The sequence below is a fragment of the Aeromicrobium sp. EU05-FHT14F07 genome, assembly GCF_058790455.1.
The window spans coordinates 14407-37654 of record NZ_JBYTCR010000022.1 but is presented as its reverse complement, the minus strand read 5'-3'; the positions used below and the strand labels follow the sequence as shown (position 1 = coordinate 37654).

The following is a 23248-nucleotide window of genomic DNA, read 5'->3' as shown; positions in this document are numbered from 1 at the left end:
CAACGGCCGGCGTCGCTGACGCAGCCCCTCCTCAGACGCGCATGGCCTCGCGCAGGCCGCGCGTCGCGAGCTGGTCCGCCAGCTCGTTGTCGGGCACGCCCGAGTGCCCCTTGACCCAGAACCACTCCACCTCGTGCCGCTCGCACGCCTGCTTGAGCCGCTTCCAGAGATCGACGTTCTTGACCGGCTGCTTCGTCGACGTGCGCCACCCGTTGCGCTCCCACCCCGTCATCCACGACGTGATGCCGCCGCGCACGTAGGCGCTGTCGGTGAACAGGTGCACCGTGGAGGGCCGGTTGAGCGTCTCCAGCGCCATGATCGGCGCCATCAGCTCCATGCGGTTGTTGGTCGTGCTCTCGCGCTCGCCACCGCACATCTCCCGGACGTGCGAGCCGTAGCGGAGCACGGCGCCCCACCCGCCCGGGCCCGGGTTGGGCTTGCACCCGCCGTCGGTGTGGATGAGGACGGGGACGGTGGAGGCAGCGGTCGTCATGGCGTCGCCCATCCTCGCACCTGGTCGTCGGGCCCACGACGGTCGTACCGTGGCGCCATGAGCCTGCACACCGCCGACGAACGTTCCGTGCTCGAGGGGCTGCTCGACGTGCAGCGGGCGGAGATCGCCCTGCTGCTCGACGAGGTCGACGACGCCGAGGCGCGCACCCGACTGGTGCCCTCGGCGACCACCGTGCTGGGGCTGGTCAAGCACGCCGTGTTCGTCGAGCGCATCTGGTTCCACTCCCGCGTGGCCGGCGTCCCGCGCGAGCGTCTCGGCCTTCCCGCGTCGCCGGCCGAGAGCTTCGTGCTCACCGACGACGACACGATCGCGTCGGTCCGCGCCGACTTCGACGAGGCCTGCGACATCTCCCGCGCCGTCGCCGCCGACCACGACCTCGACGAGACCTGGCCGTGGCACGACGGACCGGTCTCGCTGCGCTACCTCTACGGGCACATGATCGCCGAGCTCGCCCGCCACGCCGGGCACGGCGACATCCTCGTCGAGCAGCTGCTCGCGCGGCGGGGGCAGGGCGCCGACTGACCCGGCGCTCTCCCGCGCCGCCTCAGGCAACGCAGGATTCTGCGTTCGTGCGCGGCGCGGCGAACGATGCTGCGTTCGCGACGGGATCCGGACACGAACGCAGCATCGTTCGGACCGGCGCACGCGGACGCAGAACCGTGCGTCCGGTCGAGGCTCAGACCGCCGTCGCCACCCGTACCCGGTTCCCGTCGGGGTCGACGACCTCGCACTCCCGCGCCCACGGCACCTGCTCGACGTCGGCAACCAGGTCGGCGGCGATCCGGTCGACGTCGGGCACCCACAGGTAGACCAGCGCCGGGCCGGGCGCGTCCCCCGTGTGCTCGGACAGGTAGACCCGGCATCCGTCGCGCACCACGCCGACGAACCGCGGCAGACCGGGCTCGAAGACGTGGCGGAACTCCTCCGCGAACCCGAGCCGCGTCCACCAGGACAGCGACGCGTCGACGTCGGCGACGCGCAGGATCGGGACGGCCTGGACGGGTGGGCGGCTCATGGGACGAGCATCGCACGGCAGCGTCAGGCGGTCCAGGGGTCGACGAGCCGGATGCCGGTGCCGTCGAAGTCGGCGACGTTCCGCGTCGCGCAGGTGGCGCTCGCGACGCGGCAGATCGCGGCGATCTGCGCGTCTGCCGTGTGGATGGGACGACCGTCGCGCTCGTGCATCGCCAGCACCTCCGCGTACTCGCCGGCAGCGGCGTCGTCGAAGGGCAGGATCGCCCGGGTTTCTCGGTACGGCGCGACCGCCGCGTCGATCGCGGCCGAGAGCGTCGTGCGGCGCCGACCAGCCGGTAGCCTGCGCACGCCTGCCAGCAGCTCGGCGAGCGTGACCGCCGTGATGGCGACGTCGTCGGTCAACGACTGGAGCCACGCGAGCACCCGCTGGTCCGGCTGGCGCCGCAGCGCCTCGGAGACGACGTTGGTGTCGAGGACGATCACTCGAGGTCCGCCGCGCGGGCCTGGTCGGTGCGGTCCGGCAGCTCGACGTCGTCAAACCCGCCGGCCTCCGCCCCCGCCTGCAGCAGGGCGAGCCCGATGTGGGGGCGCCGGGTCGCGCGCGTCAGGATGTCGCGTGCCTCGGCCTCCATCGACCTGCCGTTCTCCCGCGCCTGCTCGGCGAGACGCTTCTTGACGGACTCCTCGAGCCCGCGGACCACGATCGAGGTCACCGCGACCACCTGCCCTTCGCTGCTATCAACGATGATAGCAGCGAGACGCCACCCGCCATCCGTCGACGCGAGCCGGTCGGCCGTGCTCGACCGTCCGCGGGCTCGTACGGGAAGGACACCTCCACGGCATGGCGTGCCGGAAGACTTCGATCCAGGGCTAACTAGCTCTCCAGTGACGTGAGGTCCTCGAAGGACTCCTCGCCGGGACGCCAGCACATCCACGCGCCATCGTCGAACCCGCCGAGCAACGCGATCTCCGGGCCATGCAGCTCATCCCACGTCGGATGCACACGGACGGACCCGGACTCGAGCTCGATGACGAGTCCCTCACCCGTGGCCTCACGCGTGGCGACGACGTGCTCTCCCAGGAGAGAGCACAAGGCATCTCGATATCCCGGTTCGCCGAACTCGATCTCGCCGTCACCGAGGTCCACCGTCGGCCATACGTCGCAGGTGAGGTGCGGGCCGTCGAACGTGAGCTGGAGGTACCCCTCCAGGAAGACGACGGTCGCCAAACGGCTGCCAGCGAGTCTCGACAGCAACTCGTTGGGCTCGTACGGCACGAGGTGATCATGCCGCATCGACCAGACGTCACCCAGCGGCGAGCCTCAGACGTTGAAGCGGAACTCCACCACGTCGCCGTCGGCCATCACGTAGTCCTTGCCCTCCATGCGGACCTTGCCGGCGGCCTTGGCGTCGTTCATGGAGCCAGCCGCGACCAGGTCGTCGAAGGACACGATCTCGGCCTTGATGAAGCCCTTCTGGAAGTCGGTGTGGATGACGCCGGCGGCCTCGGGGGCGGTGGCACCCTGCTTGATCGTCCAGGCGCGCGCCTCCTTCGGGCCCGCGGTCAGGTACGTCTGCAGGCCGAGGGTGGCGAAGCCGACGCGGGCCAGCGCGTCCAGGCCCGGCTCCTCGACGCCCATCTCGGCGAGCATCTCCGCGCGCATCGCCTCGGCCTCCTCGTCGTCGCCGAGCTCGACCAGCTCGGCCTCGCTCTTCGCGTCGAGGAACACGGCCTCGGCGGGGGCGACGAGGTCGCGCATCTTCTGCTTGAGGGCCTCGTCGGCCAGCTCGTCGGCGTCGCAGTTGAACACGAACAGGAAGCGCTTCGCGGTCAGCAGGTGCAGGTCGCGCAGGAGCGCGAGGTCGAGGCCCGCGTTCAGCACGCCCGTGCCCGACTCCAGGGCGGCCTGCGCCTTGCGGGCCTCCTCCAGCTGGGCCACGAGCTCCTTGTCCTTGCGCGACTCCTTCTCCAGGCGCGGCACCGCCTTCTCGACGGTCTGCAGGTCGGCGAGGATCAGCTCGGTCGAGATGGTCTCGATGTCGCTGCCCGGGTCGACCTTCCCGTCGACGTGCGTGACGTCCTCGTCGCGGAAGACGCGGGTGACCTGGCAGATCGCGTCGGACTCGCGGATGTGCGACAGGAACGCGTTGCCCATGCCCTCGCCCTCCGACGCACCGCGCACGATGCCGGCGATGTCGACGAACTGGACCGTCGCGGGCAGGATCTTGGCCGACCCGAAGATCTCCGCGAGCTTGTCGAGCCGGGAGTCGGGGACGCCGACCACGCCGACGTTCGGCTCGATCGTCGCGAACGGGTAGTTCGCCGCGAGGACGTCGTTCTTGGTCAGGGCGTTGAAGAGGGTCGACTTGCCCGCGTTGGGGAGTCCGACGATGCCGATGCTGAGTGCCACGAGGCACCAGCCTACTGGTGCGGGGCCACGGTCCCGACCGCCGGGAGAGACAGGGAGAAGGCGCGCAGCGTGCGGTCGTACCAGTCGTCGCGCAGCCCGAGGTCGCTCATGCCGAGGCGGCGGCAGACGGCCTGCGACGGCGCGTTGTCGGGATCCGTCACGGCGACCACGCGCGGGACGCCGGCCGACGCGGCCCGCTCGAGCAGCGCCGACGCCGCCTCGGTCGCGTATCCCCGGCCCCAGGCACGGGGGTGCAGGTGCCAGCCGACCTCCAGGTCGTCGGCTCCGTCGTCGCGCTCCACTCCCGCCGAGGCGGGGATGGGCACGAGCACCACCATGCCCACCGGGGGTGCGGACTCGCCGGGGCAGACCGCGAAGATGCCAGCAGCCGGGTGCGGGCCCGCCCGCTCAGGCATGCGCGCGATCCGCGCCACGGCCTCCTCGACGTCGCGCATGGGCTCGCCGGTCCCGCTCCACCGAGCCACCTCGGGCAGCGAGAACCAGCCGAACAGCGCGGCGGCGTCGTCCGGCACGAACGTCCGCAGCAGCAGCCGCTCCGTCCGGAGGACCGGGCTCGCGCTCATGCCGGGCCCTCGACGAGGTGCTCCGGGCGCAGCAGGAGCAGCCGACTCGTGCCGCCGTACCAGGGGTCCTCGCGCTCGCCGAGGTCGTCGGCGCCCAGGCGTCGCGCGACGGCGAGCGACGGGCCGTTGTCGGGGTACATGCTGATGTTCAGCTCCTCGTGCCCAGCCGCGAAGGCGGCGGCGGTGAGCGCTCCGGCGGCCTCCGTCGCGTAGCCGTGCCCGGCGCTGTCCGGGTGCAGGTGCCAGCCGGTCTCGTACTCGCCCACGAACCCGCCCTCGACACGCTCGAGCCGCGACACGAGCACGCACCCGGCCACGTCGCCGGTCGCGCGCACCTCCACCGCACGCCACGCCTGCCGCGGGTCGTCGGCCTCCTTCGTGCGCACCTTCTCGACCCACGCCCGCGCCGCGTCGAGGTCGGGCATCGGGACGAACGGCGGGTTGTCGAGCCAGCGGATGACGTCGAGCCGCGACAACGTGTCGAGCACCCGTGCGGCGTCGGCAGGCTCGTAGGGACGCAGCCGCAGACGCGGCGTGCCGATGACGTCGGGAAGCATGCGTCGACCCTATCCACGCCCCGCCGGGGTGGACGCCAGTGCGACGATGGGCCCATGACCGTCATCAAGATCAACGCGATCACCGTCCCCGCCGAGAACGGCGACGAGCTGGCGCACCGGTTCGCGGCCCGCGCCGGCGCCGTGGACGGGTCGGAGGGGTTCGAGGGCTTCGAGCTGCTCAAGCCGACCGACGACCGCGAGCAGTGGCTCGTCGTCACCCGCTGGCGCGACGAGGAGTCGTTCCAGGCGTGGCTGCAGTCCCCGGCGTTCGCGCACGGGCACCGCTCGGAGTCCGAGCGCGCCGGCGGCGAGGAGCCCAAGCCGGTCGCCTCGCACAGCGAGCTCTGGAGCTACACCGTGGCCGGCGGCTCCCCCGGTCACGCCTGAGAGCGGGCTCGACGCCCGTCGTTCCAGCGCGTTGCCACCGTTCTGTCGGCGTCATGGCCTAGCGTCAGGTCCATGGCCGCCACCGTGGCAACCGCACGCGTCGGGCTGGCCCCCAACGACGTCGGGGCCCGCCGGACGATCCTCCTCGCGTTCGTCGCGCTCCTGCTCGTCACGCTGCTCGACGTCACCACCGACGGCCGGCTCGGCGCCGTGTTCTCGGTGGGCTTCGTGCTCACGGCGGTCACCGTCCCGCTCGCGATCGACGTCCGATCGCTGCTGCCCGCGGGCGTGCTGCCGCCGATCCTGCTCGTCGTGTGCGTGGGGCTCGCGGCGGCGCTGTCGCCCGACGCGGTCGAGGTCGCCGGTCTCCCGGAGGGCACCGGCTGGTTCGGTCGCACGCTCACCGGCACGATCGACCGCGGCGTCACGCTCCTCGTGGGCCACGGCCTCGCCCTGCTGACGATTGTCGCGCGCATCCTGCTCGACCCGCACCACCCGCGCCGCACCCGCCGGGCGCGCTGACGTGGAGGACTACCAACGGCTCAACCGGGCCATGTGGGACAGCCGTGCCGCGCGGCACGCCGCCTCCACGTCGTACGACCTCGACCGGTACCGCCGCGACCCGCACGCCATCAGCGACGTCGTCCGCTTCGACCAGCTGCGGCTCGGCGACCTCGCCGGGCTCGACGTCGTGCACCTGCAGTGCCACATCGGCACCGACACGCTCAGCCTGCACCGGCTCGGCGGACGCGTCACCGGCCTCGACCTCTCCCCCGCGTCCCTCGCCGAGGCCCGACGTCTCGCCCGCGACGTGGGAGCCGACATCACCTACGTGGAGTCCGACGTGCACGCCGCCCCCGACGTCCTCGGACGCGCCGCGTTCGACGTCGTCTACACCGGCATCGGCGCGGTGTGCTGGCTGCCGAGCATCGACCGGTGGGCGGCCACCGTGGCGGCGCTGCTGCGCCCGGGCGGACGTCTGGTGTTCCGCGACTGCCACCCGATGCTCGGCACGCTCGAGGTCGTCGACGGTCGGATCGAGCTGGTCTACCCCTACGCCGAGCACCTGGAGCCGCTGGTCTTCAGCGACACCGCCTCCTACGTCGACCCCGACGACCACTCGCTGCCCGGGCTGCCGTCGCACGAGTGGTCGCACGGCCTCGCCGAGATCCTCACCGCGCTCCTCGCCCACGGGATGACGTTGGAGACCGTCCTCGAGCACGACTCCGTCCCCTGGGTCCCGCTGCCCGGGTTCATGTCGCCACACCCTGACCACCCGGGCGAGCACCGGCTCACCGACCGGCCAGAGCGGCTGGCCGCCAGCTTCACGATCGTCGCGACGCTCAGCCGCTGAGCGCGTCGAGCACCTTCTGCACGCGACGAGCCCGGGTGTCGTCGCCCTTCGCGTCGGCCACGCCGCGGGCGTGCTCCTTGCGTCGCGACGGTGCCAGGGCGTCGAAGGTGGCGCGCAGGCCGGCGGCGTCGAGCGCCTCGGCGAGGGCGGCAGGCACCTCGACCTCGCGTGGCACGTCGTCGGGGCGCAGCACCACCTCGACCACCTGACCCACCTCGACCCCGAGCTCGGCACGCGCCGCCTTGCTGAGGCCGACGAGGTTCTCCCCGCCCATGCGGGCGAGCCGCAGACGAGCGGTCGAGCCACCGATCGTCACCGCCACGGGGAAGGCCTTCGCGTCACCGAGCGCGGCGACCTGCTCGTCGGACAGGACGATCGCCGCAGCGGGGCCGCGCGGCTCCAGCGTGGTCGTCAGGTGCAGCTCGTTCACGGCGTCCTCCTGGTGTCGGACCCAGCGTAGGGCCGCGCCAGCACCACGGTGGAGCAGTTGCCCGTGTCCGACCTGCTGCCTACCGTGGGGCGGACCAGGCCCGCACCGGGCCGTCCTCGGGGGAAGAGGCTGCACCATGACCGCACGACCGACCGTCCGCGCCGTGACCGGGCTCGCCGCGGGGGCCCTCGCGGCCACCGCGCTCGTGGCCGCCACGACGTCCGCCGACGCCGGACCGCGTCCGTCCCGGCCGCCCGTCGCATCGCCGACCGCCTACGGGTCGGGCGGTGCCGTGGCGTCCGTCGACGCGGAGGCCTCGAAGGTGGGGCTGGAGGTGCTGCGGCGCGGCGGCAACGCGGCCGACGCCGCGGTCGCCACGGCCTCCGCGCTCGGCGTGACCGAGCCGTACAGCGCGGGCGTCGGCGGAGGCGGCTACTTCGTCTACTACGACGCCAAGCGCAAGAAGGTCAGCACCATCGACGGTCGCGAGACGGCCCCGGCGGGCATCACGCGCGACGCGTTCATCGACCCGTCCACCGGCAAGCCGTACCGCTTCACGCCCGAGCTCGTCTCGTCCGGGGTCGCGGTCGGCGTGCCCGGCACGCCGGCCACCTGGGAGGCCGCCCTGCGCGACCACGGCCGCTGGTCGCTGCGCCAGGCACTCGCCCCCTCGATCCGGCTGGCAGAGCGGGGCTTCACGGTCGACCGGACGTTCCGCAGCCAGACGCTCGACAACAAGGACCGGTTCGCCGCCTTCCCCGACACCGCCCGACTGTTCCTGCCGGGCGGCGACGCACCCCAGGTCGGCAGCACCTTCCGCAACCCCGAGCTGGCCCGCACGCTGTCGCTGATCGCGGCGCAGGGGCCGCGCGCCTTCTACACCGGCCCGGTCGCCCGCGACGTCGCGCGCACGGTCCAGGCGCCGCCGAAGGACCCGTCCTCCGACCTGCCGGCCCCGCCCGGCTCGATGACCGAGCGCGACCTCGCGACGTACCGGGTCGACCGCCAGGCACCGACCCGCGCCCGGTACCGCGGTCTCGACGTGTACGGCATGGCACCGTCGTCGTCGGGCGGCATCGCGGTGGGCGAGGCGCTGAACATCCTCGAGGGCTACCGTCTCGGCGGCGGCGCCCGTCTCGGCTCGTCGCTGCACCTGTTCCTCGAGGCGTCGGCACGGGCGTTCGCCGACCGCGCGGCGTACGTGGGCGACGTCCCTGACGTCCCCGTACGCACCCTGCTCAGCCAGCGCTTCGCCGACTCACGGGACTGCACCATCGACCCCACCCGGGCGTCGCAGCGGCCGGTGGCGGCGGGCGCGCTCGACGGCGGCCCCTGCAGCACCCGGGCCGCGGAGGAGAAGCCGGACACCGAGAACATCTCCACGACCCACCTCTCGGTCGTCGACCGCTGGGGCAACGCCGCCTCCTACACGCTGACCATCGAGCAGACCGGCGGCTCGGCGATCACGGTGCCGGGGCGCGGGTTCCTGCTCAACAACGAGCTCACCGACTTCACCGCCGTGTACGACCCGAAGGACCCGAACCGGATCGAGCCGGGCAAGCGGCCGCGCTCATCGATGTCGCCGACGATCGTGCTCGACCGCGGCCGCGTGAAGTACGTGGTCGGGTCGCCCGGCGGCGCCACCATCATCACGACCGTGCTGCAGGTGCTGCTCAACCGCATCGACCTCGGCATGACGCTGCCACAGGCGGTCGCCGCACCGCGCGCCTCGCAGCGCAACGCGGCCGTCACGCCCGCTGAGCCCGCGTTCATCGAGCAGTACGGCGGCCTGCTCGCCCCCTTCGGCCAGCAGCTGACGCCCTCGGGCGACGCGTTCACGTCGCAGGCGGAGATCGGCGCGGTGGCCGCGATCGAGCAGGACCGCCGCGGCCGGCTCACCGCCGTCGCCGAGCCCGAACGACGCGGTGGCGGCACGGCGCTGGTCGTCAGGCCGGACCGCCGACGCTGAGTCCCGCCCGGCACGGAAGTCCCCGTTTCGGAACGTCATCGCCCGTCTGGCGCGTCAGATCGGGCGATGACGTTCCGAATCGGGGGGATATGAGACGGGTCGTCGAGCACCTGACGAAGGAGCTCGTGCGCCTGCTCCTGGTCCCCGGCGGGGTAGCCCGCGTCGGTGTGGCCGTCGAGCAGGAGGAGCTCGTCGGTCCCGTCGACGAGGACCACCCGCACCGCGACCTCGGCCGAGGCGAGCGTGCTGCCCCAGCCCGTCGCCTCGGCGACCGCGGAGCGCAGGAAGGCCCAGAGGCCGGGTCTCGACGTGCGGCTCGTCGGCGCGGACACCAGCAGGTCGGCGACCTCACCCCACGCCCACGTGTCCTCGTCGACCATCTTCTCGGCCTCCAGGTCGAGCCGATGGTGCGCGACGCCGTGGGACGTCAGCAGCAGATGGTCGCGGTAGGGGTCGCCGACGGCGACGCCGTCGTCGCACACCGCCAGCCAGGCCCGTCGCTGCTCGCTCATCCCTGCTCCTGCCTGACCTCGGCGACCAGACGGTCGAGCGTGGCGCTCGCCAGTCGGTCGGCGAACGCCGCTCGGCCACCGACGGCACTGGCGACGCCGACCGTCCTCGTGTCGGGACGCCACGCCACGACCGCGCCGCAGCGCATGAGCGCGCCCGTGTGGAGGGCCAGGTCCCCCTCGACCCGCCAGGCGTGCGGCTGATGCCGCGGGTCGAGGAACCCGCCGTCGGCGGTGCGCCGCACGAGCTCGGCCACGTCCCGCAGCGGCGCGACCAGGCCTGCCGCGCCCACGAAGGGACCGTCGCCGACCACCCACTCGTCGAGCGGACGGCTCCAGATGCTGAGTGCCTCCACGACCTCGTCACGCTCACCCGTCGCGCGGGCGACGTCGAACGCGGCCGGGTCGAGCCCGACCGGCTCGACGAGCGCCCCGCGGACCTGCTCGATCCACGGCCCGTCGACCTCCTCGAGCATCCGTGTCAGCACCGCGTACCCGAGGTTCGAGTACTCGCCCACCACTCGACGGTGCTGGTCCACGAGCACATCGAGCTTGGGCAGCACGTCGTGGTCGAACCGCTCGCGCGTCCAGCGCCGATAGGGATCGAGCAGCTCGCGGTTCTGCCCGGGGGCGGTGCGCGGCAGTCCCGACCGGTGCCGGACGAGCTCGGCGACGGCGATCGGCGACCCGCCTCCCAGCACGTCGTCCACGGTGGTCTCCCACGTCCACGTCCCGCGTGCGACGACCGCGTGGGCGAGACCGGCCGTCAGGATCTTCGACACCGACCCCCAGCGCACCAGCCCGTCGCCACGGTGCCATCCGGAGACCCGCGAGTACTCCTCGTCTCCGACGAGGAGCAGAGCGGCCGTACTGGTCCGTCTGCTCATCTGCCCGACACGCCGGTCTCAGATCCTGCCGGCGGCCTTCATGTCGCGGCGCAGCTCGGGCGGGAGGGCGAAGGTGAGGGTCTCGTCGGCGGTGCGGACGGCCGCGGCGTCGGGGTGGCCGTGCTCGGCGAGGTAGGTGAGGACGTCCTGGACGAGGTCGTCAGGCACCGACGCGCCCGACGTGACGCCGACGGTCTCGACGCCGTCGAGCCACTCCTCCTGGAGCTCGCTGACGTCGTCGATGCGGTAGGAGGCCGACGCGCCCGCCTCGAGCGCGACCTCGACCAGACGCACCGAGTTCGAGGAGTTCGAGGAGCCGACGACGATGACGAGGTCGGCGTCCTTCGCGATCTCCTTGACCGCGACCTGGCGGTTCTGCGTGGCGTAGCAGATGTCGTCGGACGGCGGATCCTCCAGCTGCGGGAACTTCTCGCGCAGCCGGCGGACCGTCTCCATGGTCTCGTCGACGCTCAGGGTGGTCTGCGAGAGCCACGACAGCCGGGTGCCCTCGGGGAACTCCAAGGCTTCGACGTCGTCCGGGCTCTCGACGAGGGTGATGTGCTCGGGCGCCTCACCAGCCGTGCCCTCGACCTCCTCGTGACCCGCGTGCCCGATGAGCAGGATGCGGTAGTCCTCGGCGGCGAAGCGACGGGCCTCGTGGTGCACCTTCGTGACGAGCGGGCACGTGGCGTCGATCGTCTTCAGACCGCGCTCGGCGGCCTGCTCGTGCACCATCGGCGACACCCCGTGGGCGGAGAACACGACCGTGGCGCCCTCGGGCACCTCGTCGAGCTCCTCGACGAACACCGCGCCGCGCTCGGCCAGGGTGTTCACGACGTGCTTGTTGTGCACGATCTGCTTGCGGACGTACACCGGCGCCCCGTAGAGGTCGAGCGCCTTCTCGACGGTGATGACCGCGCGGTCCACGCCGGCGCAGTAGCCGCGCGGGTCGGCGAGGAGCACGCTCCCACCGACGGGGGGCATGCCGAGGTCCACGTGGGTCGTCATAGGTGCATCGTACCGACCGGCGACAGACCGCGAGCCCGTCGGCGCGACCCCCGCGCGCTGCCGACCGCGCGGGCCAGGCACGGACATCTCACGGAAGCACGGAGAGCTTTCCGGGCCCGCGTGAGATTCCCGCGCCTGGTGGGAGATTCCCAGGGCGACCTGGGAATCTCCCACCTCCTAGGCTGAGGCGCATGGCGCTCGACACGACGGCGGACTCCCCCGCGCCCCTGCGGCAGGTGTCGACCCTGATCGGGCAGTGGGTGGGGCGGCTGGGGGCGATCTGGGTCGAGGCCGAGGTGGCGCAGCTGACCCGACGTCCCGGCGTGTGCTTCCTGGTGCTGCGCGACCTGAGGGCCACCCTCTCGATCCGCGCCACCTGCCACGTCTCCGTGCTCGACGCGTCGGCCGCGCCCGTCACCGAGGGCGCACGGGTGGTCGTGCACGCCAAGCCGGAGTTCTACGAGCCGAACGGCTCGCTCACCCTGCAGGTGCGCGAGATCCGACCCGCCGGGGAGGGCGAGCTGCTCGCCCAGCTCGAACGCCGCAAGCAGCTGCTCGCGGCCGAAGGACTGTTCGACGCCCGGCTGAAGAAGCCGCTGCCGTTCCTGCCCGGCACCGTCGGGCTGGTCACCGGTCGCGCCTCCGCCGCCGAGCGCGACGTGCTCGAGAACGCCCGGCTGCGCTGGCCGGGCGTACGGTTCGTCGTCCGCCACGCCCTCATGCAGGGTGCCGGCTCGGCGCGCGACGTCGTGGCGGCCGTGCAGGAGCTCGCGCCACAGGTCGACGTGCTCATCGTCGCGCGCGGTGGCGGGTCGCTCGAGGACCTCCTGCCGTTCTCCGACGAGTCGCTCGTGCGGGCGGTGCACGCCTGCCGCGTGCCCGTGGTCAGCGCCATCGGGCACGAGCAGGACACGCCCCTGCTCGACCTCGTCGCCGACGTCCGCGCCTCCACCCCCACCGACGCCGCCAAGCGCGTGGTCCCCGACGCCGCCGAGGAGCAGGACCGGCTCGCTCACGCGCGCACGCGGCTGCGCCGGGCGGTCACGACCCTCGTCGAGCGCGAGGCGCACGGCCTGGCACAGCTGCGATCACGTCCGGTGCTGGCAGCGCCGCACGTGCTCGTCGATGCCCAGCACGACGCGCTCACCCACCTGCGCGACCGCGCCGACCGCGCGCTGCGGCACCGGCTCGACCGGGAGCACGACGCCGTCGGGCACCACCTCGCACGGGTCCGGGCCCTGTCGCCGCTCGCCACCCTCGAGCGCGGCTACGCCGTCGCGCAGACCGCCGACGGGCACGTGCTGACGTCGGTGGCCGACGTCCCCGCCGCCTTCGTGGTGCGCCTCGCCGACGGCAGCGCCCACGTCACGACCGACCGCACCGAGGAGACCCCGCATGCCGACTGAGCCCGACCCCGCCCTCGACCTCTCCTACGAGCAGGCCCGCGAGGAGCTGGTGTCCGTCGTGCAGCGGCTCGAGACCGGCGGCGTCGGCCTCGAGGAGTCGCTCGCGCTCTGGGAGCGGGGCGAGCAGCTCGCGACGGTGTGCCAGCGCTGGCTCGACGGCGCACGCGAGCGTCTCGACCGGGCTTCCCGCGGCGAGGACGAGGCTCAGGACAACGACGCGACGTAGCGCTCGAGCGCCGTCCGCCCGACGTCGCTCGTGACGACCGCGGTCGTGTCCAGCTGCGGCCCCGGGACCACGCGCGAGTACGTGGTCTCGTCGTCGGGTGACGACCAGCGCGTCCAGGTGTGGTCGCCGATCTCGACCTGGTCGACGCGCTCGCTGCCCGGCACCAGCTCCTCCACCGTGGCCTCCTCGGCTCCCGGCGCCTGCTGGATCCCGATGAAGCGCTGGTCGTCCGTGAGCGTGCCGAGGCTCCACACCTTCTCGCGCACCCGCGACGACGTCACCTTCCAGCCCTCCGGGAGCGACGCCGGCGCGAGCAGGTCGGCGCCCGTCTCGCGCTCGGCGCCCGGCAGCACCGCGGCGTAGTCCACGGCCGGCACCTGCGGCTCCTTCGGCGCGTTGCCGTAGAACAGGTGCGCCACCGCCCAGACGACGAGCAGGCCGGCGCCGAGCACGCCGACCGATCGGATGATGTCGCCGAGCTTCGGGTTGCCGCGGCTCGAGCCGGCCATGCGTCCTCCAGGTGGTGATCGTGCCGCAAGCGCGGACCTTTCGTCGGCAGACCGCCGCGAGTGCGGCTACGCTCCGCAGCATGGTCGTGCACAAGCTCTCCGACGCCGCAGCGTTGATCGGCGTCAGCGATGACACCCTACGTCGCTGGCAGCAGCAGGGCCGGTTCAGCCCGGTCGACGTCGACGGTCGCGCGGGGATCGAGGGCACCGAGCTGGCTCGTCTGGCCGCGGAGCACTCCGCGACGCCGGACCACGGACCGGAGCACACCAGCGCCCGCAACCAGCTGCGCGGGATCGTCACCCGCATCACCGCCGACACGGTGATGGCGCAGGTCGAGCTGGTCTGCGGTCCCTACCGCGTCGTCTCGCTCGTCAGCCGCGAGTCGGTCGACGCGCTCGGCCTGGAGCCCGGCAGCGTCGCCTGGGCGAGCGTCAAGTCCACCAACGTCTCCCTGGAGGTCCCGTCATGAAGAGGCTCGCGACCGCCGCAGCCGCCGCTGCCCTGCTGCTCCCCCTCGCCGCCTGCGGCAACGACGACGCCGTCGACCCGCGGGCCGACGTCGACAGCACGCTCGTCGTCTACGCCGCCGCGTCGTTGAAGGGCACCTTCACCGAGCTGGCGAAGGAGTTCGAGGCCGCGAACGACGGCGTCACGGTGCAGCTGAGCTTCGGCGGCTCCTCCGACCTCGTGTCGCAGATCAGCGAGGGTGCGCCCGCGGACGTCTTCGCCTCCGCCGACGAGAAGAACATGGACACGCTCGTGGGCGACGACCTCGTGTCCGGAGACCCCGAGGACTTCGCGTCCAACACCCTGGTGATCGTCACGCCGCCCGACAACCCAGGCGACGTCACGTCGCTCAACGACCTCGCGGACCCCGACCTCGACGTCGTGGTCTGCGCGCCGCAGGTGCCCTGCGGCAGTGCCGCGCAGAAGCTCGCCACCGCGGCCGGGGTCACGCTCGCGCCCGACAGCGAGGAGCAGTCCGTCACCGACGTGCTCACCAAGGTGACGTCGGGCGAGGCCGACGCCGGCCTGGTCTACGTGACGGACGCGAAGGGGGCCGGCGACGACGTCCGCACGGTCGAGGTGCCGCAGGCGTCCGACGTCGTCAACACCTACCCGATCGCGGTGCTCGCGGACGCCAAGCAGCCGGGCCTGGCCCGTGACTGGGTCGAGCTGGTCACCGGCGCGCAGGGTCAGAAGGTGCTGCGCGCGGCCGGCTTCGCCCGCCCGTGAGTCCCGTGGGCGCGCCGCGCGCGCCCGAGGTGCCTGCGGCCAGGAGGGCCGGACGCGCCCCGCGCACGACCGGTGACCTGCCCCGGTGGGTCTGGCTCCCCGCGGCACTCGGGGCGGCGCTCGTGGTGCTGCCGGTCGTCGCGCTGCTCACCCGCGTCGACTGGTCGGACCTCCCCGCCCTGCTGACGTCGGAGTCGTCGCGCGCGGCGCTCTCGCTCAGCCTGCGCACCGCCACGGCCTCGACGGTGCTGTGCGTGCTGCTGGGCGTCCCCATGGCGTTCGTGCTGGCCCGCTCCCGCTTCCCGGGGCAGGCGCTGCTGCGCGCCCTCGTGCTGCTCCCCCTCGTCCTGCCGCCGGTCGTCGGCGGCATCGCCCTGCTGGCGACGTTCGGGCGACGCGGCCTGCTCGGCGCGAGCCTCGAGGTGCTCGGCGTGCAGGTGGCGTTCTCCACCACGGCCGTCGTCCTCGCCCAGACGTTCGTGGCGCTGCCGTTCCTGGTGATCAGCCTCGAGGGCAGCCTGCGCACCGCCGGGCACCGCTACGAGACCGTCGCCGCCACGCTCGGGGCCCGGCCGTCGACCGTGCTGCGCCGGGTCAGCCTGCCCCTCGTCCTCCCCGGTCTGGCGTCGGGCGCGGTGCTCGCCTTCGCGCGGGCGCTCGGCGAGTTCGGCGCCACCATCACCTTCGCCGGGAGCCTGCAGGGCGTCACGCGGACGCTCCCGCTGGAGATCTACCTGCAGCGCGAGACCGACCCCGACGCCGCCGTCGCCCTCTCCCTGCTGCTCGTCGTCGTGGCCGTGCTCGTCATCGTCCTCGTGCGGGGCCGGGAGGGCCGCTCATGAGCATCGCGCTGCGCCTGCACGTGCCGGAGCGCGACGTCGACCTCGCGCTGGACGTGCCCGCCGGCAGCACGCTGGGCCTGGTCGGACCCAACGGTGCGGGCAAGTCGACCGTGCTCGCGACGCTGGCCGGCACGCTGCGGCCCCCGCACGCCCGCCTCGAGGTCGACGGCCGGCTGCTCGTGGACACCGACACGGGCCGGTGGACGCCTCCGTACGCCCGTGGTGTCGGGCTCCTCGCCCAGGAGCCGCTCCTGTTCCCGCACCTCGACGTCGTCGCGAACGTCGCCTTCGGCCCGCGCAGCCGCGGGGCGTCGCGCCGCGAGGCCGAGCAGGTGGCCCGTGAGCGGCTGGCCGAGCTCGGGTGCACCGACCTCGCCGCCCGCAGGCCCGGCACGCTGTCGGGCGGCCAGGCCGCCCGGGTGGCCCTCGCGCGCGCCCTCGCCCCCGACCCCGGGGTGCTGCTCCTCGACGAGCCGATGGCGGCGCTCGACGCGGCCGTCGTGCCGCAGCTGCGCACGACCCTCGCGCAGGTGCTGCGCCGACGTCGCGACGCCGGACGCACCGCCGTGCTCGTCACCCACGACGTGCTCGACGCACTGCTGCTCACCGACACCCTCGCCGTCGTGGAGCACGGGCGCGTGGTCGACGTCGGACCCACGCAGCGCGTGCTCGAGCAGCCGCGCAGCCCCTTCGCGGCCGAGCTCGCCGGGCTCAACCTGCTGCGCGGCACCTCGGCGGCGCCGGGCCTGCACACGCCCGAGGGGCTCGTCGTCCACGCCTCCGGCCCCACGCCCCTGACCGGGGAGCCCGCGGTCGCGGTGCTCGACCCGGCTGCCGTCGCCGTGCACCTCGAGGCACCGGCCGGCAGCCCGCGCAACGTCTGGCCGGCCACGGTCACGGCCGTCGAGCCGCGCGGTCGGCGGGCCCTCGTGCGGACCGACGTCGTCAGCGCCGACGTCACGGTCGACGCCGTCGCCGACCTGCTCCTCGAGCCCGGTCGACGCGTCCACCTGGTGGTCAAGGCGAGCGAAGTGCAGGTGCACGGGCTCTGACGGGCGCGGCCGCCGGTAGGGTGCATCCGTGGAAAGCCTGCAGCCCGCCGCCCAAGCCCCGGACCGCAACCTCGCCCTGGACCTCGTCCGCGTCACGGAGGCCGGTGCGATGGCCGCCGGTCGCTGGGTCGGGCGCGGCGACAAGAACGGCGCCGACGGCGTCGCCGTCAACGCGATGCGGAGCCTCATCAACACCGTCACGATGGACGGCGTCGTCGTCATCGGCGAGGGCGAGAAGGACGAGGCGCCCATGCTGTTCAACGGCGAGCAGGTCGGCGACGGCACCGGCGCCGAGTGCGACGTCGCGGTCGACCCGATCGACGGCACGACGCTGTGCGCGAAGGGCATGCCCAACGCGATCTCGGTCATGGCGGTCGCTCCCCGCGGCTCGATGTACGACCCCTCGGCCGTCTTCTACATGGAGAAGCTGGTGGCCGGCCCGGAGGCCGCCGACCAGGTCGACATCCGGCTGCCCGTGTCCAAGAACATCGCCCTCGTCGCCAAGGCGAAGGGCATCAGCAACAGCGACGTCACGGTGTGCGTGCTCGACCGGCCCCGCCACGCCGCCCTCGTGCAGGAGATCCGCGACGCGGGTGCCCGCATCAAGTTCATCAGCGACGGCGACGTGGCCGGCGCCATCGTCGCGGCCCGCCCCGACACCGGCGTCGACCTGCTCGTCGGCACGGGCGGCACGCCCGAGGGCATCATCACCGCCTGCGCCATCAAGGCGATCGGCGGCGTCATCCAGGGTCGGCTCGCGCCCACCGACGACGACGAGCGCCAGCGTGCGATCGACGCCGGGCACGACCTCGACCGGGTGCTGCTCACCGACGACCTGGTCGTCGCCGACGACTGCTTCTTCGTCGCCACCGGCATCACCGACGGGGAGCTGCTCCAGGGCGTCCGCTACGCCAAGGGCAAGGCGTTCACCGAGTCCCTCGTCATGCGCTCGCGCAGCGGCACGATCCGCAAGATCACGAGCGAGCACCAGCTGACGAAGCTCAAGGCCTACTCGGCCATCGACTACGAACGCTGAGCCGACGTCGGGGGCGACGATGCGGGACCGACCGCAGGGACGTCACGTGCGCAGCGTCGACGACGTGCTCGCACTCATGGACGCGCTGTTCACGTCGACCGCCGACCGCTGGACCGACGGCGCCGGCGCCGCCTGGTGGGACGACTTCTACACCGACCGGTCCCGACCCGTGCCGTTCTTCATCGACGATCCCGACGAGAACCTGGCCGCCTGGGTGGAGTCCGGTGGGCTGCGGCCCCGACGTGCCCTCGACCTCGGGTGCGGCGCGGGCCGCAACGCCCGCTACCTGGCCTCCGCCGGCGCCGAGGTCGACGCCGTCGACCTCTCGGCCACGGCGGTCGGCTGGGCCCGCGAGCACGGCCTCGACGCGCGAGGTGGCACGGCCGCACCGCGGTACCACGTCGGCGACGCCTTCGGCGACGTCGGCGAGGCGCTCGCCGGCCCCTACGACCTCGTGTACGACTCCGGCTGCCTGCACCACCTGCCGCCCCACCGCCGCATCGCGTACCGGCGCCTGCTCGACCGTGTGCTCGCCCCGGGCGGCTCGTTCGGTGTCGTGTGCTTCCACGACGGCTTCATGGGCACGAGTGCGCCCGACGAGCAGCTCTACCTGCGTGGCGGCCTGGAGGGCGGGATCGCGTTCGCGCCCGACGACCTCCGCTGGATCTTCGAGGACCTAGAGCCGGTCGAGGTCCGACCCATGCGCGAGCAGCGGGGCACGGGCCGCTTCGGCGAGGCGTTCCTCCTCACCGCCCTGTTCCGCAGGCCCGGCTGAGCGCCGTCCTCAGACGGGGTAGCCGAGCGCCTCGAACATCCGGGCGTAGATGGCGCGGACCACGTCCTGCTTGCGGGCGTTGTACTGCATGACGTGCTCGCCGGCGTCGCGCGCTGCGGCCGACGCGGCACGCTTGGCGTCGGCGTAGAGGTCGCGGTCGTCCGGGTGGGTGCGCAACCAGTCGCGGAACATCCGCATGCGTGCGACCTCCGCCCCGTCGCCGTGGAAGACGTGCAGGTTGGTGCGCGGGTCGTGGTGGCGCAGCAGCCGGTGACCCTGCCACCAGGGCTCGCGGACCACGAGCCGGAAGCCCTGCGCCTCCAGAGCGGGCACGTAGGCGTCCTCGTCGTCCGGGTCGGGCACCACGAGGAGCAGGTCGAGCAGCGGCTTCGCCGGGAGCCCCGGCACCGACGTCGACCCGACGTGCTCGACGCTGACGGCGGTCCGGCCGAGCGCCGCTGCGACGGTGTCGACGAGCCTGGCCGCCTGCTCGGTCCACGTCGGGTCGGGATCGACCGCGACGACGTCCCGCCCGGGTCCGGCGCCGTCGACCCACGGCGACGCACCGGGCGGCGGCTCGACGTCGTCGAACCGCACGATCTCCTCGGGCGTGGCCACGTCGACGACCGTATCCGGCCTCGTCCCCCCTGCCCAGCTCCCCGACTCCTCGTACCATCACCTGCATGGCCGGCTCCGGAGAACAGTTCGCGCACCTGCCGTCGGGCATCGACCTTTGCTACGAGACGTTCGGCGACCCTGCCGACCCTCCCGTGCTGCTGGTGATGGGGCTCGGCGGCCCGATGGGCTGGTGGGACGTCACGTTCTGCGAGCAGCTCGTCGAGCGCGGGCTGTTCGTCATCCGCTACGACAACCGCGACACCGGCCGCTCGACCAAGCTGCGCCAGCACCGCGTCAGTCGCGTCGACCTCGCGAAGGCCCTGGTCGGCCTCCGGACGCCGCCGTACACGATCGGCGACCTCGCCGACGACGCGTTCGGGCTGCTCGACCACCTCGAGGTCGAGGACGCCCACGTGGTGGGCGTCTCGATGGGCGGCATGATCGCGCAGACGATGGCCGTCGCGCACCCGGAGCGGGTGCGCTCGCTCGTGTCCATCATGTCCACGACCGGCCGGCGCACCGTCGGCTACCAGAACCCGAAGCTGCTACCCGCGCTGCTCAGCAAGGCGGGCCACACGCGCGACGAGTACGTGGAGCGGTCGCTGCGCGGCACCCAGATGATCGCGTCGCCGGACTACCCGACCGACCCGGAGTTCGCGCGGGACCGCGCTTACGAGACGTACGACCGCGGCTGGTCGGCGAGCGGGGTGACCCGGCAGGTCATGGCGATCCTGACCCAGCCCGACCGCACGGCCGACCTCGCCCGGCTCGACGTGCCCGCCACCGTCATCCATGGCACGCGCGACCCGCTCGTCCACCGGTCCGGCGGTAGGGCCACGGCCGCCGCGCTCAAGGGCTCCGAGCACGTCGAGATCGAGGGCATGGCCCACGACCTCCCGAGCCAGCTCTACGACCAGATCGTGGAGGCGATCGTCCGCACCGTCGAGCGCGCCCAGCACGCCTGACCCCTCCCCCCGCTCCCCCTCCCCACGATTCGGTACGTCATCGCCCGTTCCGGCCGCGAGATCGGGCGATGACGTACCGAATCGTGCGGGTGGGGCGTGGGTCTAGGCGTCGCTCCAGACGCCGAGGCGGTTGCCGGCGGGGTCGGTGAAGTGGAAGCGTCGGCCGCCCGGGAAGGCGAAGATGTCGTCGACGACGGTGCCGCCGGCCTCGACGACGGCGTCGCGCGTCGCCTCGAGGTCGCGCGACCAGAGCTGGACGAGGGGTCCGGTGGTCGACGGTGTGCCGGTGGGGTCGAGGCCGCCGGCCTCTCCCTCGCCCTCGACGCGCTGGATGCCGACGTACTCCGGGCCGTAGTCGGTGAACTGCCAGCCGAACGCGTCGCCGTAGAACTGCTTCGCCGCGGCGAGGTCGGGGGCCGGGATCTCGATGTAGTCGATGCCGTGATGGGTGTGTGCCATGGCCCGACGCTAGGGCCCTCCCCCGACGTTTCGGTACGTCATCGCCCGTTCCACCGCCCGGAACGGGCGATGACGTACCGAAACGTGGGGACGCTCGGGCGCTAGGGTGCGGGCGTGGACGACGAGGTGGTGGTGCGGGTCCGCGCCGACGGCGCGACCGAGCTGCGCGTCAACGGGGTGTTCGTCATGGACGACGTCGAGACCTCCAGCGAACGGCTCCTCGCCGAGCTCGTGCTCGACCTCGGAGCCCGCGAGGTGCTGGTCGGCGGACTCGGTCTGGGCTACACCGCCCAGACGCTCCTGGCCGGCGACGTCGAGCGCCTGGTGGTCGCGGAGCTGCACGCCGACGTCATCGCTGCCGTGCGCGCCGGGGCGGGCGCCGGCCCGTCAGTCCTCGACGACCCCCGCTGCACGGTCGAGGTCGGCGACGTGCGCGACGTCGTCGCGGCGCAGCCGGACGCCTCGCTCGACGCGGTCCTGCTGGACGTCGACAACGGCCCCGACTTCCTCGTGCACGAGACGAACGCGGCCGTCTACGCCGCCGACGGTCTCGCCGACGCCACGCGCGTGCTGCGCCCCGGCGGGGCCCTGGCCGTCTGGTCGATGGCCGACTCCGCACCCCTGCGCGCGCGGCTGGCGGCGCTGCTCGACGATGTCCGCGCGGTCGCCGTCCCCGTCGACCTGCAGGGACGCTCCGAGCACTACTGGGTGCTGACCGGCCGCGCGCGCTGAGCGCGGACGCTATCGTCTGCCCGTGGCCGACGCAGACTTCCTGTACTCCGACCTGCTCCCGACGGGTCCGGACGAGACCCCGTACCGCCTCATCACGACCGACGGGGTGTCGACCTCCGAGGTCACGCTGCCCGACGGCAGCACCCGCACCTTCCTGCACGTCGAGCCCGAGGCGCTGCGCCGACTCACGGCCGAGGCGATGCACGACATCAGCCACTACCTGCGACCCGCGCACCTCGCCCAGCTGCGCAAGATCATCGACGACCCCGAGGCGTCCGGCAACGACCGGTTCGTCGCGCTCGACCTGCTCAAGAACGTCAACATCTCCGCCGGCGGCGTGCTGCCGATGTGCCAGGACACCGGCACCGCGATCGTCGTGGGCAAGAAGTCCGAGGGCGTGCTCACCGGCGCGGACGACGCCGAGGCGATCAGCCGCGGCGTGCACGACGCGTACACGCAGCTGAACCTGCGCTACAGCCAGCTCGCCCCGCTCACCACCTACGAGGAGAAGAACACCGGCACCAACCTGCCGGCGCAGATCGAGCTCTACTCCTCCCCCGGCACGAAGCCGACGCCCGAGTACTCGTTCCTCTTCATGGCCAAGGGCGGCGGGTCGGCCAACAAGTCGTTCCTCTTCCAGGAGACGAAGGCGATCCTGAACCCCACGCGGCTGCTGGAGTTCCTCGACGAGAAGATCAAGAGCCTCGGCACCGCGGCCTGTCCGCCCTACCACCTGGCCGTCGTCATCGGCGGGACGTCGGCGGAGTTCGCGCTCAAGACGGCCAAGTACGCCTCCGCGCACTACCTCGACGCGCTCCCCACCGAGGGCTCGATGAGCGCGCACGGGTTCCGCGACGTCGAGCTGGAGCAGCAGGTCTTCGAGCTGACCCAGTCGTTCGGCATCGGCGCCCAGTTCGGCGGCAAGTACTTCTGCCACGACGTCCGCGTGGTGCGCCTGCCGCGTCACGGCGCGTCGTGCCCCGTCGCGATCGCCGTCTCCTGCTCGGCCGACCGGCAGGCCCGCGCGAAGATCACGCCCGAGGGCGTCTTCCTGGAGCAGCTCGAGACCGACCCCGCGCAGTACATGCCCGACGCGGGCACGGCCGAGGACATCAGCGGCGGCGAGGTCGTGCAGGTCGACCTGACCCGGCCGATGGACGAGATCCGTGCGCAGCTGTCGCAGTACCCGGTGAAGACCCGGTTGTCGCTCACCGGCCCGCTCGTCGTCGCCCGCGACATCGCGCACGCCAAGATCGCGGAGCGGCTCGAGGCAGGGGAGCCGATGCCGCAGTACCTGAGGGACCACCCCGTCTACTACGCCGGACCCGCCAAGACGCCCGAGGGCATGGCGTCGGGCTCGTTCGGCCCCACGACCGCCGGTCGCATGGACTCCTACGTCCGACGCTTCCAGGAGGCCGGCGGCTCTCTCGTCATGCTCGCCAAGGGCAACCGCAGCAAGCAGGTCACGGAGGCCTGCGACGCGTACGGCGGCTTCTACCTCGGCTCCATCGGCGGCCCGGCGGCGCGGCTCGCGCAGGACTGCATCCGCAGCCAGGAGGTCATCGAGTACCCCGAGCTCGGCATGGAGGCGGTCTGGAGGATCGAGGTCGAGGACTTCCCGGCCTTCATCGTCGTCGACGACAAGGGCAACGACTTCTTCACCGACCCGTCGGGGACGGTCACCGTGCCGGTCACCGGCCTGCGGGTGCGCTCCGCCGAGTAGCCCGGCCCCTCCCCACCCCGTCCCCGTCCCGCCCCCATCCCGCTGAGTGTGACGTTTGGGGGGGGGGGTGGGGGGGGGTACACC

General features: G+C 73.0%; 31 protein-coding genes. 16 read left to right on the top strand and 15 right to left on the bottom strand.

Annotated elements, in window-relative coordinates; all coding sequences use genetic code 11:
- Positions 1–31: 31 nt before the first annotated feature.
- Positions 32–493 carry a ribonuclease HI gene (rnhA, locus tag AC3WRM_RS16500; RefSeq protein ID WP_492249620.1) on the bottom strand — a complete coding sequence of 154 codons (462 nt, stop codon included), beginning with the start codon at positions 491–493 and terminating at the stop codon, positions 32–34.
- 57 nt (positions 494–550) lie between these two features.
- Here rnhA and AC3WRM_RS16495 point away from each other — a divergent pair, with 57 nt between their 5' ends.
- Positions 551–1036, top strand: coding sequence for a DinB family protein (locus tag AC3WRM_RS16495; RefSeq protein ID WP_492249621.1), 486 nt, complete (start codon positions 551–553; stop codon positions 1034–1036).
- Positions 1037–1190: 154 nt separating this feature from the next.
- On the opposite strand, the gene AC3WRM_RS16490 is transcribed toward AC3WRM_RS16495, so the two are convergent.
- The 7 genes from AC3WRM_RS16490 to AC3WRM_RS16460 form a co-directional block, all read right to left on the bottom strand.
- Entirely contained in the window at positions 1191–1529 is a 339-nt protein-coding gene (locus tag AC3WRM_RS16490; protein WP_492249622.1) for a glyoxalase superfamily protein, read from the bottom strand.
- 23 nt (positions 1530–1552) lie between these two features.
- Entirely contained in the window at positions 1553–1972 is a 420-nt protein-coding gene (locus AC3WRM_RS16485; RefSeq protein ID WP_492249623.1) for a type II toxin-antitoxin system VapC family toxin, read from the bottom strand.
- Positions 1969–2202 carry a FitA-like ribbon-helix-helix domain-containing protein gene (locus AC3WRM_RS16480; protein ID WP_492249624.1) on the bottom strand — a complete coding sequence of 78 codons (234 nt, stop codon included), beginning with the start codon at positions 2200–2202 and terminating at the stop codon, positions 1969–1971. Before AC3WRM_RS16480 ends, AC3WRM_RS16485 begins: the two co-directional genes overlap by 4 nt.
- 161 nt (positions 2203–2363) lie before the next feature.
- Complete coding sequence (locus tag AC3WRM_RS16475; protein WP_492249625.1) at positions 2364–2765, bottom strand: hypothetical protein; 402 nt, start codon at positions 2763–2765, stop codon at positions 2364–2366.
- 45 nt (positions 2766–2810) lie between these two features.
- On the bottom strand, positions 2811–3899 hold the full coding sequence (ychF, locus tag AC3WRM_RS16470) for a redox-regulated ATPase YchF (protein WP_492249626.1): 1089 nt from the start codon (positions 3897–3899) through the stop codon (positions 2811–2813).
- Positions 3900–3910: 11 nt separating this feature from the next.
- The gene (locus tag AC3WRM_RS16465) at positions 3911–4483 is read right to left on the bottom strand and encodes a GNAT family N-acetyltransferase (RefSeq protein ID WP_492249627.1); all 573 of its coding nucleotides are present in this window, start codon (positions 4481–4483) and stop codon (positions 3911–3913) included.
- A complete protein-coding gene (locus tag AC3WRM_RS16460; protein ID WP_492249628.1) occupies positions 4480–5040 on the bottom strand; it encodes a GNAT family N-acetyltransferase in 561 nt (186 codons plus the stop codon). The genes AC3WRM_RS16465 and AC3WRM_RS16460 overlap by 4 nt, the downstream gene beginning before the upstream one ends.
- 54 nt (positions 5041–5094) lie before the next feature.
- On the opposite strand from AC3WRM_RS16460, the gene AC3WRM_RS16455 reads away from it, so the two are divergent.
- The 3 genes from AC3WRM_RS16455 to AC3WRM_RS16445 all read left to right on the top strand — a co-directional run bounded on the left by AC3WRM_RS16455 (position 5095) and on the right by AC3WRM_RS16445 (position 6781).
- Positions 5095–5427, top strand: coding sequence for an antibiotic biosynthesis monooxygenase family protein (locus tag AC3WRM_RS16455; RefSeq protein ID WP_286690106.1), 333 nt, complete (start codon positions 5095–5097; stop codon positions 5425–5427).
- Positions 5428–5499: 72 nt separating this feature from the next.
- Complete coding sequence (locus tag AC3WRM_RS16450) at positions 5500–5949, top strand: DUF6542 domain-containing protein (RefSeq protein ID WP_492249629.1); 450 nt, start codon at positions 5500–5502, stop codon at positions 5947–5949.
- Position 5950: 1 nt separating this feature from the next.
- Positions 5951–6781 (top strand): class I SAM-dependent methyltransferase, encoded by an 831-nt coding sequence (locus AC3WRM_RS16445; protein ID WP_492249630.1) that lies wholly within the window; start codon positions 5951–5953, stop codon positions 6779–6781.
- Here the strand turns inward: AC3WRM_RS16445 and AC3WRM_RS16440 are convergent.
- The gene (locus AC3WRM_RS16440) at positions 6771–7211 is read right to left on the bottom strand and encodes a YdeI/OmpD-associated family protein (protein ID WP_492249631.1); all 441 of its coding nucleotides are present in this window, start codon (positions 7209–7211) and stop codon (positions 6771–6773) included. The genes AC3WRM_RS16445 and AC3WRM_RS16440 overlap by 11 nt on opposite strands.
- 136 nt (positions 7212–7347) lie before the next feature.
- Between AC3WRM_RS16440 and ggt the strand changes: the two genes are divergently transcribed.
- Positions 7348–9180: a gamma-glutamyltransferase gene (ggt, locus tag AC3WRM_RS16435; protein WP_492249632.1), complete on the top strand. Its 1833-nt coding sequence runs from the start codon at positions 7348–7350 to the stop codon at positions 9178–9180.
- 35 nt (positions 9181–9215) lie between these two features.
- Here ggt and AC3WRM_RS16430 read toward each other — a convergent pair whose 3' ends face one another.
- From AC3WRM_RS16430 to AC3WRM_RS16420, 3 genes are read right to left on the bottom strand one after another with little or no spacing between them, the layout of a single operon-like run.
- Positions 9216–9692: a hypothetical protein gene (locus AC3WRM_RS16430; protein WP_492249633.1), complete on the bottom strand. Its 477-nt coding sequence runs from the start codon at positions 9690–9692 to the stop codon at positions 9216–9218.
- On the bottom strand, positions 9689–10576 hold the full coding sequence (locus tag AC3WRM_RS16425) for a serine hydrolase (RefSeq protein ID WP_492249634.1): 888 nt from the start codon (positions 10574–10576) through the stop codon (positions 9689–9691). Before AC3WRM_RS16425 ends, AC3WRM_RS16430 begins: the two co-directional genes overlap by 4 nt.
- Positions 10577–10594: 18 nt before the next feature.
- Positions 10595–11584, bottom strand: coding sequence for a 4-hydroxy-3-methylbut-2-enyl diphosphate reductase (locus AC3WRM_RS16420; RefSeq protein ID WP_492249635.1), 990 nt, complete (start codon positions 11582–11584; stop codon positions 10595–10597).
- A 191-nt stretch (positions 11585–11775) separates the two neighbouring features.
- On the opposite strand from AC3WRM_RS16420, the gene xseA reads away from it, so the two are divergent.
- Together xseA and AC3WRM_RS16410 are read left to right on the top strand one after the other, a co-directional pair.
- On the top strand, positions 11776–12990 hold the full coding sequence (gene xseA, locus AC3WRM_RS16415) for an exodeoxyribonuclease VII large subunit (RefSeq protein WP_492249636.1): 1215 nt from the start codon (positions 11776–11778) through the stop codon (positions 12988–12990).
- Positions 12980–13216, top strand: coding sequence for an exodeoxyribonuclease VII small subunit (locus AC3WRM_RS16410; RefSeq protein ID WP_492249637.1), 237 nt, complete (start codon positions 12980–12982; stop codon positions 13214–13216). The genes xseA and AC3WRM_RS16410 overlap by 11 nt, the downstream gene beginning before the upstream one ends.
- Here the strand turns inward: AC3WRM_RS16410 and AC3WRM_RS16405 are convergent.
- Positions 13195–13725 carry a DUF4245 domain-containing protein gene (locus AC3WRM_RS16405; RefSeq protein ID WP_492249638.1) on the bottom strand — a complete coding sequence of 177 codons (531 nt, stop codon included), beginning with the start codon at positions 13723–13725 and terminating at the stop codon, positions 13195–13197. The genes AC3WRM_RS16410 and AC3WRM_RS16405 overlap by 22 nt on opposite strands.
- A gap of 80 nt (positions 13726–13805) precedes the next feature.
- Between AC3WRM_RS16405 and AC3WRM_RS16400 the strand changes: the two genes are divergently transcribed.
- The 6 genes from AC3WRM_RS16400 (at position 13806) to AC3WRM_RS16375 (ending at position 18667) form a co-directional block, all read left to right on the top strand.
- Positions 13806–14195 carry a TOBE domain-containing protein gene (locus tag AC3WRM_RS16400; protein ID WP_492249639.1) on the top strand — a complete coding sequence of 130 codons (390 nt, stop codon included), beginning with the start codon at positions 13806–13808 and terminating at the stop codon, positions 14193–14195.
- Positions 14192–14962: a molybdate ABC transporter substrate-binding protein gene (gene modA / locus AC3WRM_RS16395; RefSeq protein ID WP_492249640.1), complete on the top strand. Its 771-nt coding sequence runs from the start codon at positions 14192–14194 to the stop codon at positions 14960–14962. Before AC3WRM_RS16400 ends, modA begins: the two co-directional genes overlap by 4 nt.
- Positions 14963–15039: 77 nt before the next feature.
- Positions 15040–15804, top strand: coding sequence for an ABC transporter permease (locus tag AC3WRM_RS16390; RefSeq protein ID WP_492249659.1), 765 nt, complete (start codon positions 15040–15042; stop codon positions 15802–15804).
- A complete protein-coding gene (locus tag AC3WRM_RS16385) occupies positions 15801–16856 on the top strand; it encodes a sulfate/molybdate ABC transporter ATP-binding protein (RefSeq protein WP_492249641.1) in 1056 nt (351 codons plus the stop codon). The genes AC3WRM_RS16390 and AC3WRM_RS16385 overlap by 4 nt, the downstream gene beginning before the upstream one ends.
- A 28-nt stretch (positions 16857–16884) precedes the next feature.
- Positions 16885–17892, top strand: coding sequence for a class II fructose-bisphosphatase (glpX, locus tag AC3WRM_RS16380; RefSeq protein ID WP_492249642.1), 1008 nt, complete (start codon positions 16885–16887; stop codon positions 17890–17892).
- Positions 17893–17938: 46 nt separating this feature from the next.
- Positions 17939–18667, top strand: coding sequence for a class I SAM-dependent methyltransferase (locus AC3WRM_RS16375; protein WP_492249643.1), 729 nt, complete (start codon positions 17939–17941; stop codon positions 18665–18667).
- 9 nt (positions 18668–18676) lie between these two features.
- On the opposite strand, the gene AC3WRM_RS16370 is transcribed toward AC3WRM_RS16375, so the two are convergent.
- The gene (locus AC3WRM_RS16370) at positions 18677–19285 is read right to left on the bottom strand and encodes a GrpB family protein (protein ID WP_492249644.1); all 609 of its coding nucleotides are present in this window, start codon (positions 19283–19285) and stop codon (positions 18677–18679) included.
- Positions 19286–19350: 65 nt separating this feature from the next.
- Here AC3WRM_RS16370 and AC3WRM_RS16365 point away from each other — a divergent pair, with 65 nt between their 5' ends.
- On the top strand, positions 19351–20250 hold the full coding sequence (locus AC3WRM_RS16365; protein ID WP_492249645.1) for an alpha/beta fold hydrolase: 900 nt from the start codon (positions 19351–19353) through the stop codon (positions 20248–20250).
- Positions 20251–20352: 102 nt separating this feature from the next.
- On the opposite strand, the gene AC3WRM_RS16360 is transcribed toward AC3WRM_RS16365, so the two are convergent.
- On the bottom strand, positions 20353–20709 hold the full coding sequence (locus AC3WRM_RS16360; RefSeq protein WP_492249646.1) for a VOC family protein: 357 nt from the start codon (positions 20707–20709) through the stop codon (positions 20353–20355).
- A gap of 114 nt (positions 20710–20823) precedes the next feature.
- Between AC3WRM_RS16360 and AC3WRM_RS16355 the strand changes: the two genes are divergently transcribed.
- The gene (locus AC3WRM_RS16355) at positions 20824–21441 is read left to right on the top strand and encodes a polyamine aminopropyltransferase (RefSeq protein WP_492249647.1); all 618 of its coding nucleotides are present in this window, start codon (positions 20824–20826) and stop codon (positions 21439–21441) included.
- A 22-nt stretch (positions 21442–21463) separates the two neighbouring features.
- Entirely contained in the window at positions 21464–23164 is a 1701-nt protein-coding gene (locus AC3WRM_RS16350) for a fumarate hydratase (RefSeq protein ID WP_492249648.1), read from the top strand.
- Positions 23165–23248: the final 84 nt, after the last annotated feature.